Source organism: Flavicella sediminum, from assembly GCF_006381105.1.
Lineage (GTDB): Bacteria > Bacteroidota > Bacteroidia > Flavobacteriales > Flavobacteriaceae > Flavicella > Flavicella sediminum.
Window position 1 is genome coordinate 1,075,825 of record NZ_VDET01000002.1, and the last position, 12,761, is coordinate 1,088,585.

Here is a 12,761-nt window from a genome sequence, read left to right on the forward strand (position 1 = left end):
AAAAAACATAGTATGGAAAATTTAGAAAAAAAAGCACAAAACGTATTAGTACAAAATTGGAAAGACGGTTTCAGTATTCCTTGTGCTAAATTATACCCTTTTCAATGGAAATGGGACTCTGGCTTTATTGCCATTGGTTTTGCTCATTTTGATATGGACAAAGCAGAAAAAGAAATAGAAACCTTGCTAAACGCACAATGGTCAAACGGATTTATACCGCACATAGTTTTTCATACAGAAAGTGATACTTATTTTCCTGGACCCGACTTTCACAGAGCCGACTTGCATCCAAATGCTTCCAAAGAATACAAATCAACAGGAATGACACAACCTCCTGTTACCGGCTTTGTATTGGAGGAAATGTACAAAATCAGTAAAGATAAAAAGCGTTCTTTGGCTTTTATAGAATCTGTTATTGACAAAGTATATGACAATCACAGCTATTTTTACAGAGAAAGAGATCCGAAAAATGAAGGCTTGGTATATATCTATCACAACTGGGAATCGGGTACTGACAATTCTCCTCTTTGGGATGATATATGGGCAACAATGAATCCGCCTGTGTACACTTTTGAAAGAAGAGACATCAAACATGTAGATCCAGCTGAAAGACCAACACAGAGAGAATACGACCACTATTTACATATTATCGATATTGCAAAAAAACACAATTATAACGATGCTAAAATTGCAGAATTATCTCCGTTTTTAGTGCAAGATCCTTTGTTCAATTCTATGTTGATCAAATCAAATGAAAGTCTGATCAACTTGTACAAACTTATAGATAGTTCTTCTGAGAAAATAAAACAACTAGAAGCTTGGCAAGAAAAAAGTATCGCTAATTTCAATGCCAAATTATTTGACGAAGAACTTGGAGCTTATATTCATTATGATTTAAGAAATGAAGTTCCCTTAAAACATTTGTCTTCTTCATCATTTGCACCTATCTATGCAAATATTCCAGACAAAGAAAGAACTGCTATTTTGGTAAAAAACATGCTTGAAGTTTTCGGAAAAGAAGAACATTATTTATGTGCCTCTTTTGACCCAAGAAGTAATCGATTCAATCCTAAAAAATATTGGAGAGGTCCTGTTTGGATAAATTTAAACTGGATTCTTATCAAAGGACTTCAACAATACGGCTACCATGATGTTGCCGAACGCATAAAAAAAGACAGCTTAGAAATTGTAGAGAAAAACGGTTTTTATGAGTATTTTAATCCCATTAAAAAAGTGCATTTAGAAGAAAATGCAGGCTATGGAGGAAATGATTTCTCTTGGACTGCCGCACTTACAATTGACTTGTTAAACGACTAAAACTAAAATTATGAATTGGCTAGACTATAGTATTATATTGGTATACATTATTTTCTTTTTGGGAATGGGTTTTTTCTTCAAAGAGAATAAAAATTCTGACGATTATTTCTTAGGTGGAAAAAGCTTAGGTTGGTTTCCTTTAAGTTTATCTACTATGGCCACACAGCTTTCGGCTATTAGTTTTATATCTGCCCCTGCTTTTGTAGGACTTAAATTAGGAGGAGGAATGAAATGGCTATCATTTGAATTTGCCGTTCCTTTAGCCATGATTTTTATAATGGTGGTTATTGTACCTCCCCTATTCAGATCTGGTGTTGTAAGTATTTACGAATTTGTAGAAAAAAGGTTTAGCACATCTACAAGATTAATTCTAAGTATCGTTTTTCAAATAAGTCGCGCCTTAGGTACTGGTGTTATGGTATACACCATTGCCATTATTTTACAAGCTGTATTGGACATTGATTTTGTATACACCATCTTAATTATTAGTATTATTACCATTATTTATTCTTGGCAAGGTGGAATGAAAGCCGTTGTTTGGGGAGATGCCATTCAAATGATTATTTTATTTGCAGGACTGCTCATCTGTTTGTATTTCGGTTGGAATTTATTACAAGAACACGGTGGGTTGGCCAACGGTTTTGACCCAGAAAGACTAAAGGTAATTGACCATAATTTAGGCTTAGGAGAAGGAAATGAATACGGACTTTTACCCATGATTATAGGGGGCTTCTTTTTATATGTTTCCTATTATGGCTGCGACCAAACACAAGCTCAAAGACTATTGTCGGCCAAAAATGAAAAAACAATTAGAACCCTACTTTTAGCCAATGGATTGTTACGATTCCCAGTCGTATTAATTTATTGTACTATGGGACTTATTATGGGAGCTTTGATAAGCCTAGCACCTGATTTTTTAGAAGACATTTCTTTAGCAACACAAAAATATTTTCCAGAAGAATTCGCTACGCATGGAATTAAAGCCGACTTGATGGTGCCTATTTTTATTCTTAAATATTTGCCACATGGATTGATCGGGATTTTAATGGTTGGAATACTTTCTGCTGCTATGTCTTCCTTAAGTTCTACCGTTAATTCTTTATCCGCCGTTACTGTTGAAGATTTTTTTAATAGAGGGCCTAAAAAATTAACCACTGAAAAATACATGATGATTTCAAAAGCATCTGTAGTATTTTGGGGCTTGGTTTGTATTGCAAGTGCCTTTCTTTTTGGAGGAAGTAAAAGTGCAGTTATTGAAATAATTAACGCCATAGGGTCAGTATTTTATGGTCCTGTTTTAGTTACTTTCTTATTGGCTTTCTTTTCAAAAAAAGTAAATCATATTGGAATGAATGCAGGTATTATTTCTGCAGTATTGATCAACTTGATGTTTTCAAAAACAATACAAGAATTATTTCATATTGATTTAGGCATACATGTTTTCTGGATTTGGTTGAACTTTACAGGAGTAATCATGGCACTTGTCATTGCATACCTTGTAAGTTACTTTACAAAAAACACCGCTGCAAAAACAATAACCGGTTTCGAGTTCAATCTTAAAAAAGAAGACTTTATGATAAAAGAAGTTTATATTTTACTTGCCTTTTTTGTCGTTATTCTAACACTTAGTTATTTTATACCCGCCATTTTCGGATAAAAACTCAACTTATGAAATTTGTAATTGCACCCGATAAATACAAAGGATCCTTAACAGGTATTGAATTTTGCAATGCTGTAGAAGAAGGTATACAAAAAGTTTTTCCAAAGGCTTCTATTGTCAAACTTCCTTTAGCAGATGGTGGAGATGGTACTATTGATGCTTTGCTTTATAGTCTTAAAGGTGAAAAAATATCAGTAACAGTAAACAATCCTGTTTTTAAACCTGTTAGCGCTACTTATTTATATGTAGCAGCCACCCAAACAGCAATTATTGAAATGGCAGAAGCTTCTGGCTTAAAACTAGTAAAGGGTACTGACGTAAATTGCATGCACAGTTCCAGCAAAGGAACCGGAGAGCTTATTATGGATGCTCTTAAAAAAGGAGCCAAAAACATCATTTTAGGAATTGGAGGGAGTGCAACCAATGACGCTGGAATTGGAATGGCCACAGCACTAGGCTATCGATTTTTGGACAAAAATGGACAAGAATTACTTCCAATAGGAAAGAATTTGCAATTTATTGACAAAATAGATGCTACCCAGACTTCACCTCTTTTAAACAACATAAATGTACAAGTTGCCTGTGACGTAACCAATCCACTTTATGGAAAAAACGGAGCTGCTTTTGTATACGCAAAACAAAAGGGAGCTTCATCAGAAGAAATTCAACTATTAGACAATGGACTTGCCCTTTTTTCAAACATATTACAAAAACATTTCAACATATATTGCCAAGAAATACCTGGCGCCGGAGCAGCCGGAGGTTTGGGAGCAGGTGCTATTACTTTTTTAAAGGGTGAGTTAACCTCTGGAATAGAATTGATCAAAAACATCACACAATTTGACACAATTATTCATAAAGCAGATTGGATTGTTACAGGTGAAGGTCAGTTGGATGAACAAACGCTATCCGGAAAAACAATACAGGGAGTACTGACCTCTGCTAGCAGACAAAACATTCCTGTAGCTGCTTTTTGTGGCTCTGTAGCGCTTTCAATCAGCACACAAGAACAATTAGGCTTGCGCTATGTTTGTTCTATTACAAAAGGAATTACAAACCTAGAAACAGCTATGAAACAATCCTATCAAAATTTAGTTTTTAGTACTTATAACTTTTGCAAAATTTTAAAGACTAGCGCCTAAATTGTTCACATTGACTTAAAATACTTCTGCCAGAGATTTGTTATTTTTGAGAAACTCAAAACCACAAATCATGAAATTAAAACTCTACCAGATTGATGCATTTACGAATACAATATTTTCAGGAAATCCCGCTGCAGTTTGCGTTTTAGACAAATGGTTGGATGAAAAACTGATGCAAAACATCGCTGCTGAAAACAATCTTTCTGAGACGGTATTTGTAGTCAAAAATAACTCGAATTATGAGATAAGATGGTTTACACCTACGGTAGAAATTGATTTATGCGGTCATGCCACATTAGCTGCTGCTTATGTGTTGTTTCTCTATTTCGGAATTGATGCCTATGAAATTGTTTTTCATTCTGCTAGAAGTGGTTATTTACCCGTAAGAAAAGAGCCCAATGATTATTTTACATTGAATTTCCCTACAGATGTTCTTCTTGAAAATAAATCTGTTGCTACTGAATTAGCAAATGCTCTTGGTTGTAAACCCTTAGAAACTTATAGGGGCACATCCAACTTTATGGTGGTTCTTTCTTCTCAAAAAGAACTAGAAATTTTGTCGCCAAATATGTTAGCACTTTCTAAAATTGACGCTTTAGGAGTCATTGTTACTGCTAAAGGTGATACTGTAGATTTTGTATCGCGTTTCTTTGCGCCACAATCGGGGATTAATGAAGATCCAGTAACAGGTTCAGCGCACACAAGTTTGATTCCTTATTGGAGTAAAAAGTTAAACAAAACCAAGCTTCAGGCAAAACAACTTTCACAAAGAACAGGAGATTTAACCTGTACCTATCTTGGAGATCGAGTAGAAATATCTGGACAAGCAGTTTTGTACATGGTAGGAAAAATACGACTTTAAACAAATAAAAAAAAGCCGACTTAATAAAGTCGGCTTTCTAATATTTTAAATATTTATTTCTTACAAATCGAATCCGATTTTTACATCTAGTTTCTTTGCAATAATTGCATTTATTTTTGTTTTCAATTCTGCAATTTTCACATTTTTTAAGGCATCGTTTGAAAAAGCATACATCAACAATGCTTTGGCTTCTTTTTTAGGAATACCTCTTTGTTGCATGTAAAACAAAGCACTTTCATCTAGCTGTCCAATTGTACAACCATGAGAACATTTTACATCATCAGCAAAAATTTCTAACTGCGGTTTAGAGTTTACAGAAGCTTTAGCACCAACAATTACATTGTTATTTTGTTGGTAAGCATTTATTCTTTGCGCCGCTTGTTCTACAATTACTTTACCGTTAAAAACTCCGGTAGAGCTATCGTCATAAATTCCTTTATACATTTCATGAGACTCACAATCTGGTGCTTTATGTCTCACCAAAGTATGATTGTCTACATGTTGTTTTCCATTTAAAATAGAAATTCCATTCATATGAGAAACACAGTGTGCACCATTTTGATAGAACTCTAAATTGTTACGAGTTAATTTACCACCAAAAGAAAAAGTATGAACAGAAGCCACACTATCTCTTTGTTGAGAAACATAAGTACCATCAATTAAAGAAGCTGTTTCTACATCATTTTGCATTTTGTAAAAATCTACAATCCCCCTCTTATTCACGAAAATCTCCGTAACTGAATTTGTTAGCGTAGTGTTTGACGTCAGACTTTGATGACGTTCAAATATTTGTACATGTGCGTTTTCACCAACAATGACCAAATTTCTTGGTTGAATCAAAATTTCTTGTTCTGTACCTGTAGAAAAATTGATGATTTGAATTGGTTTTGGCACTACCTTATTCTTAGGAATATTGATAAAAGCACCTTCGTTAGAAAAAGCCGTATTCAAATCAGAAAGGCTATTGTTATCTTTTGCCAATTTGTTAAAATAAGCATCAATAACCATTTTGTATTTCGGCTTATTTAAGGCTGAAGACATGACACAAACATCTATACCGTCATGAGTAGTTTCAGACATATACGAACTGAACTTTCCATCAATAAAAACCAAATTATAACAATCAGTTTCATTCAGAAAATATTTCTTCACATCGTTATAAGCCAAAGATTCTTCAGTTTTAGGAAACACATTATAGTCGTGTTTTAAAATTGAATTCAAGCTTGTATATTTCCACTCCTCATCTTTTCTAGTAGGAAAACCTTTGTTTTCAAAATCACTAAAAGCCTTTGATCGAATATTGTGGACATTAGAATCTGTGTCTATATCTACTTTATTTTCAAAAGCCAAAAAAGAGGATACTAATTTTTCTTTTAATTCCATTTTTCTTCAAGTTTAAAGCCGAAAGTTCACCATCAAAAGTCCGAAGAAGTTTGACAAAACTAACCACTCAAAATTTATGCATTCAACTCTTCCTTTATCCAATCGTAACCTTTTTCTTCTAGTTCTAAAGCCAAATCTTTAGTCCCAGATTTCACGATTTTTCCATCATACAATACGTGAACAAAATCAGGAATGATATAATCTAACAAACGTTGGTAATGTGTAATTACAATTACGGCATTGTCTTTAGATTTTAATTTATTGACTCCGTTGGCAACAATACGCAAAGCATCAATATCCAAACCAGAATCTGTTTCATCCAAAATAGCCAATTTAGGCTCTAACATTGCCATTTGGAAAATTTCATTACGTTTTTTTTCACCACCAGAAAAACCTTCGTTTAAAGAACGTGATAAGAATTTACGGTCAATTTCCAACAATTCAGATTTTTCACGAATTTTCTTCAGCATTTCCTTCGCCGGCATTTCTTCTAAACCTTGAGCTTTTCTCGATTCATTGATAGACGATTTGATAAAGTTAGTTACCGTAACTCCTGGAATTTCTATCGGATATTGAAAAGATAAAAACACACCAGCATGTGCTCTCTCTTCAGGAGCTAGCTCGCTAATATCTTCTCCATTCAATTCTATTGTACCCCCTGTTACTTCGTATTCTTCTTTACCAGCAATTACATTTGCCAAGGTACTTTTACCAGCACCGTTTGGTCCCATAATGGCATGTACTTCACCTGCTTTTACTTCGATGTTCAATCCTTTTAGGATTTCCTTATCGTCTATTCTAGCTTGTAGATTTTCTATTTTTAACATCTTCTATATTGTTAATTTGTTTAATTGTGTAATCGTGTAATTGAAAATTCATTTTTAACAATTACACAGTTCAACGATTCAACGTTTTACCCAACCGATCCTTCTAAACTGATTTCTAATAATTTTTGTGCTTCTACAGCAAACTCCATTGGCAATTTATTCAATACATCTTTACTAAAACCATTTACAATTAAGGCAATGGCTTTTTCAGTATCAATTCCACGTTGGTTGCAATAAAACAGTTGGTCTTCACCAATTTTACTTGTTGTTGCTTCGTGTTCTATTTGAGCTGTTGTATTTTTTGCTTCGATATATGGGAAGGTATGTGCTCCACATTGATCGCCCATTAGCAATGAATCACATTGTGAAAAGTTACGTGCATTTTCTGCTCGAGCATTGATTTGTACCAATCCACGGTAACTATTTTGAGACTTACCTGCTGAAATTCCTTTTGAGATAATAGTACTCTTGGTGTTTTTACCTAAATGAATCATTTTGGTACCCGTATCTGCTTGTTGGAAGTTATTGGTAACTGCAATTGAATAAAATTCACCTACAGAATTATCTCCTTTTAAAATACAAGAAGGATATTTCCATGTAACCGCAGAACCTGTTTCAACTTGTGTCCAAGAAACTTTTGCATTTGTTTCACACAACGCTCTCTTGGTTACAAAGTTATAAACACCACCTTTTCCTTCTTTATTTCCAGGGAACCAGTTTTGAACTGTTGAATATTTAATCTCTGCATCGTCCATTGCAATCAATTCTACAACGGCAGCATGCAATTGATTTTCATCTCTTGCAGGAGCAGTACAACCTTCTAAATAACTTACAAAACTACCTGCATCAGCAACAACCAAAGTACGTTCAAACTGCCCCGTACCTCCTTCGTTAATTCTAAAATACGTAGACAATTCCATTGGACATTTCACCCCTTTAGGAATATAGCAGAAAGATCCATCCGTAAATACGGCTGAATTTAAGGCTGCATAAAAATTGTCTGTTTTAGGAACTACAGAACCCATATACTTTTTCACCAACTCAGGATGTTCTTGAATGGCTTCAGAAATAGGCATAAAAATAATTCCTTTTTCACCCAAAGTCTTTTTGAAAGTAGTTGCTACAGAAACTGAATCGACAACGATATCAACCGCAACACCTTGCATTTTCTTTTGCTCATCCACAGAAATTCCTAATTTTCTGTACATCTCTAACAATTCTGGATCTACATCATCCAAACTTTTGTTAGGATCTGCTTTTTTAGGAGCTGAATAATAACTGATGGCTTGAAAATCTGGTTTTTCATAATGAACATTTGCCCACTCTGGCTCTTCCATTTCTTCCCAAATTCTAAAAGCATCCAATCGCCAGTCTGTCATCCATTCCGGCTCATTTTTCTTTTTTGAAATAGCACGAATCACATCTTCATTCAATCCTATTGGAAATGTATCTGATTCGATATCTGTATAAAAACCATACTCATATTCTTGAGTTTCTAGTTCTTTCTTTAAATCGTCTTCTGTATACTTTGACATATGCTTTCTATCTTTTTTAAAGAGAAAATGATTCTCCACATCCACAAGTTCTGCTTGCGTTAGGATTGTTAAAAACAAAACCCGTTCCGTTCAATCCTCCTGAATATTCTAAAGTCGTTCCTATTAAATACAAGAAACTCTTTTTATCTACAATAATTTTAACCCCGTTGTCTTCAAAAACCTTATCATCATCTTTTCGATTTTTATCAAAATCTAAATCATATGACAAGCCTGAACACCCTCCACTTTTAACGCCTACTCTAACGAAATCAGTGGCCGCATCATAACCGTCATCGGCCATAAGCTCAACGACTTTCTTCTTCGCGATATCTGAAACTTTTATCATAATGTTATTGCTTACCTAATTAAGTGACTGCAAAGATACAACTTGTTCCCTGTCTTTAGAACAAATCTAAGTTGTATTTATTTATAGATTAATAGAGGTTCTTTATATAGAAACCTTACAGTACTAATTACAGTAATTTTACAAAAAGAAAAGCGGCCAGACTACCTGGCAAAATAGTGATGTAAAAATAATATTCAGAGAACATTACCAATTGAAAAACACACCTGTATAACCATTAAACTTATAACAATTGTTTTCTTGATATACCTCAACCAAATCACAACGATACCTATAGGTTGCAGCCAATAGCACTCCCCAATTTTTATTAAAATGGTAACGAGTTTCTGCATTTACAGCGAAAGTAACACCTCGATAATCTTCAACATTTCGTATCAATCGACCTACTTCAGCTCCAATTAAAAAGCTGAAATTTTCAACAGCAATTCCAAATGGATTCTTGTAGTTGTAAAATGCAGAATAACTAAAATAACCAATCTCCGAGAAATTTTCTAAGGAAAGTCCATACTCATGGGTTTCACCTGTAGCACCTAACCTAAAAACATAATTAAGTGCGCCTTGTTTACTGGTATCATAGGGGCCAGTAATTAACATTTTGGGATCTAAAGAAAGGGACAGAAAAACAGATTTCTGTGCGGTACAAACTATTTTGCATAGCAGTAATGCAAAAAATAATACTAAGATTTTTTTTGTAATCATGGGGGTAGATTTAAATTAACTTTACTAAAGTTACGCCAAATACCCTGAAAATCAAAACGTTTGATTAACATTTAAACAAATCTTAATATTCAAACAATAGAAAACGACTAACCAAATTATTTAAGCTTCAAATTAGTAATTTCGAAATCAGCATCCTATTTCATATTGTTATGTGCATCACATTTATGGACGAAAACAATTCAGAATTGAAAAAAAAGAAGGATTTTTGCAATTCACAAACAAGCGTACCATGATAGAAGACAAATCACAAAGCAGAACTAGTATCTCAGAATTAGGAGAATTTGGATTGATAAAACACCTAACGGAGCATTTTAAAGTTTCGCAAACTTCTACAATAAAAGCAGTTGGTGATGATGCTGCTGTTTTAGACCATACAAACAAAAAAACATTAATTACTACTGATTTATTATTAGAAGGAATCCACTTTAATTTGACCTATATGCCTTTAAAACATTTAGGTTACAAAGCCGTAATGGTCAATCTTTCTGACATATTCGCTATGAATGGAGAAGCAACGCAAATTACGGTTTCCATTGCCGTATCTAACCGTTTTCCGTTAGAAGCTTTGGAAGAGTTATATGCTGGAATTCAACTGGCTTGCGACACCTATGCCATTGATTTAATTGGTGGCGACACAACCTCTTCTCAAACGGGCTTATTAATTAGCATAACCGCTTTAGGAACCGCCAATGAAGAAGACATTGTTTATAGAGATGGTGCCAAAGAAAACGATTTATTAGTTGTTACTGGCGATTTAGGTGCTGCCTACCTCGGCTTTCAAGTTTTAGAAAGAGAGCGCCAAGTTTTTGACGTAAATCCAAATGCACAACCTGATTTAGATGAATACACCTACCTAATAGAACGTCAACTAAAACCTGAAGCCAGAAAAGACGTTTCTAAACTTTTAAAAGATTTAGACGTAAAACCAACCAGTATGATTGATGTTTCTGACGGGCTATCCTCTGAGATTATTCATTTATGCCAAAGCTCAAATGTGGGTTGTAATGTATATGAAGATAAGCTACCTTTAGATCCTCAAGTTATTTCTACATCGGAAGAATTTAATATGGACAGTACGGTAGTTGCCCTAAACGGAGGTGAAGATTATGAGTTGCTATTTACTGTTGCTCAAACTGATTTCGATAAAATAAAAGGAAATCCTAATTTCTCAATTGTTGGACATATGACTGATAAATCAGAAGGAATAAATTTGGTTACAAGAGCCAATCAAAAAATGGAGTTAACAGCACAAGGCTGGGATGCTTTTTTAAAGAAAGAATAAACAAAAAACGGCTATAAAACACAAACAACCCCCTATCCAATCGGATAGGGGTTTTTAGTTGCTTCTAACTAAAAAACAAGAAAATATTAGCCCAATGTTTCTAAATCATTAGCTATAAAAAAGTAAAGTTATCAAACCGTTAAACCCATCGTCTAAAAGAAATTTATAAGCGCTAATTAAAAAGAAACATCTATTTTAGCCTTGTGCGTTTGTAACAAATACTCACCCACATAAAGAAACTTGATACACCAATTTGCTACCCCCTTTGAATTGTAAAAATCAAGACAAAATATCTGCCAAACGGCGGATATTTTTGTTTAAAATAAAAATGAAGGTAAAATGAAAAGAAAAGATTTTCCTAAAAAATTTGAGTGGGGAATAGCTTCTTCTGCCTACCAAACAGAAGGCGCTTGGAACATTGATGAAAAAGGACCATCTATATGGGATACCTTTACCAATGCCAAAAATTTTACCGAAGGGAATGGAAATACAGCAACCGACTTCTACCATAGTTACAAGGAAGATATTTTAAAAATTAAAGACTTGAATCTATCTTCATTTCGTTTTTCAATTTCTTGGTCACGAATTTTTCCTGACGGAATTGGAGCCCCAAACCCAAAAGGAGTTGCTTTTTACCATGCTGTTATTGCCACTTGTTTAGAACACAAAATTACACCTTGGGTAACACTTTACCACTGGGATTTACCTCAGAAACTAGAAGAAAAAGGCGGTTGGACCAATAGAGAAATACTACATTGGTTTGCACATTATGTTGAATTTTGTTCTTTAGAATACGGCGACAAAGTAAAAAATTGGATGGTATTAAATGAACCCATGAGTTATGTTGGTTTGGGCTATTTTTTAGGAGAACATGCGCCCGGCAAAACAGGACTCCAAAATTTTCTACCCGCCGCGCATCATACGGTTTTATGCCAGGCTATTGGCGGAAAAATTCTAAGAAAAAATAATAAAAACGCATGTATAGGAACAACATTCTCTTGCTCACAAGTGACTCCTAAGAATATTTTAAGAAGAAATTTAAATGCTGCAAAACGATTGGACGCTCTATTAAATCGTTTTTTTATTGAACCAGCTTTAGGCTTAGGCTACCCTACTGAAAGTCTGCCCGGCTTAAAAAAAATTGAAAAATATTTTAAACCTGGAGATGAAGAATTAATGCAATTCGATTTTGATTTTATTGGTATTCAATACTATTTTAGAATTGTTGCACACTACAGCCTTTTTCCGCCTATTTTATTCGCCAAAGAAATTCCTGCCACAAAACGAAATGTTAAAACCAATACCATGGGCATGGAAATTTATCACAAAGGACTATATAAAATGCTGAAAAAATTCAGCAAATACAAAGGTGTTAAAAACATATACATTACTGAAGCTGGAACTTGCCTAGAAGACAGCCTAAAAAACGGTACTATTAACGACAAGGAGCGCATTAAATATTTCAAAAAAAACTTTAAACAAGTACTTAAAGCAATTGACAAAGGTATAAAAGTAAAGGGGTATTTTATTTGGACCTTGGTCGATAATTTTGAATGGGCGGAAGGCACAAAACCACGTTTTGGAATTATTCACAACGACTTTAAAACACAAGAAAGAAGATTTAAAAGATCTGCTTTATGGTTTCAAAAATTTTTAAGCAAAGACTAAA

General features: G+C 34.1%; 11 protein-coding genes. 6 read left to right on the forward strand and 5 right to left on the reverse strand.

The annotated features are described in order from the left end of the window. Positions 1 to 12 precede the first annotated feature (12 nt). The 4 genes from FGM02_RS04770 (at position 13) to FGM02_RS04785 (ending at position 4,981) form a co-directional block, all read left to right on the forward strand. Positions 13 to 1,317: an MGH1-like glycoside hydrolase domain-containing protein gene (locus FGM02_RS04770; protein ID WP_139957169.1), complete on the forward strand. Its 1,305-nt coding sequence runs from the start codon at positions 13 to 15 to the stop codon at positions 1,315 to 1,317. A 10-nt stretch (positions 1,318 to 1,327) separates the two neighbouring features. Continuing rightward, on the forward strand, positions 1,328 to 2,974 hold the full coding sequence (locus FGM02_RS04775) for a sodium:solute symporter family transporter (RefSeq protein WP_139957170.1): 1,647 nt from the start codon (positions 1,328 to 1,330) through the stop codon (positions 2,972 to 2,974). An 11-nt stretch (positions 2,975 to 2,985) separates the two neighbouring features. Then, the gene (locus tag FGM02_RS04780) at positions 2,986 to 4,119 is read left to right on the forward strand and encodes a glycerate kinase (protein WP_139957171.1); all 1,134 of its coding nucleotides are present in this window, start codon (positions 2,986 to 2,988) and stop codon (positions 4,117 to 4,119) included. A gap of 70 nt (positions 4,120 to 4,189) precedes the next feature. Continuing rightward, positions 4,190 to 4,981, forward strand: coding sequence for a PhzF family phenazine biosynthesis protein (locus tag FGM02_RS04785; RefSeq protein WP_139957172.1), 792 nt, complete (start codon positions 4,190 to 4,192; stop codon positions 4,979 to 4,981). Between the two features lie 60 nt (positions 4,982 to 5,041). On the opposite strand, the gene sufD is transcribed toward FGM02_RS04785, so the two are convergent. The 5 genes from sufD to FGM02_RS04810 all read right to left on the reverse strand — a co-directional run bounded on the left by sufD (position 5,042) and on the right by FGM02_RS04810 (position 9,789). Then, entirely contained in the window at positions 5,042 to 6,364 is a 1,323-nt protein-coding gene (gene sufD / locus FGM02_RS04790) for a Fe-S cluster assembly protein SufD (RefSeq protein WP_139957173.1), read from the reverse strand. Positions 6,365 to 6,438: 74 nt separating this feature from the next. Beyond that, positions 6,439 to 7,191, reverse strand: a complete 753-nt coding sequence (sufC, locus tag FGM02_RS04795) for a Fe-S cluster assembly ATPase SufC (protein WP_139957174.1) — start codon at positions 7,189 to 7,191, stop codon at positions 6,439 to 6,441. Between the two features lie 86 nt (positions 7,192 to 7,277). Continuing rightward, entirely contained in the window at positions 7,278 to 8,726 is a 1,449-nt protein-coding gene (gene sufB, locus FGM02_RS04800; RefSeq protein WP_139957175.1) for a Fe-S cluster assembly protein SufB, read from the reverse strand. Between the two features lie 16 nt (positions 8,727 to 8,742). Further along, positions 8,743 to 9,072 (reverse strand): HesB/IscA family protein, encoded by a 330-nt coding sequence (locus tag FGM02_RS04805; protein WP_139957176.1) that lies wholly within the window; start codon positions 9,070 to 9,072, stop codon positions 8,743 to 8,745. A 204-nt stretch (positions 9,073 to 9,276) separates the two neighbouring features. Continuing rightward, positions 9,277 to 9,789, reverse strand: coding sequence for a hypothetical protein (locus FGM02_RS04810; RefSeq protein WP_139957177.1), 513 nt, complete (start codon positions 9,787 to 9,789; stop codon positions 9,277 to 9,279). 250 nt (positions 9,790 to 10,039) lie between these two features. Between FGM02_RS04810 and thiL the strand changes: the two genes are divergently transcribed. Both thiL and FGM02_RS04820 read left to right on the forward strand, forming a co-directional pair. Further along, positions 10,040 to 11,092 carry a thiamine-phosphate kinase gene (gene thiL / locus FGM02_RS04815; protein ID WP_139957178.1) on the forward strand — a complete coding sequence of 351 codons (1,053 nt, stop codon included), beginning with the start codon at positions 10,040 to 10,042 and terminating at the stop codon, positions 11,090 to 11,092. 339 nt (positions 11,093 to 11,431) lie between these two features. Further along, complete coding sequence (locus tag FGM02_RS04820; protein ID WP_139957179.1) at positions 11,432 to 12,760, forward strand: GH1 family beta-glucosidase; 1,329 nt, start codon at positions 11,432 to 11,434, stop codon at positions 12,758 to 12,760. Position 12,761: the final 1 nt, after the last annotated feature.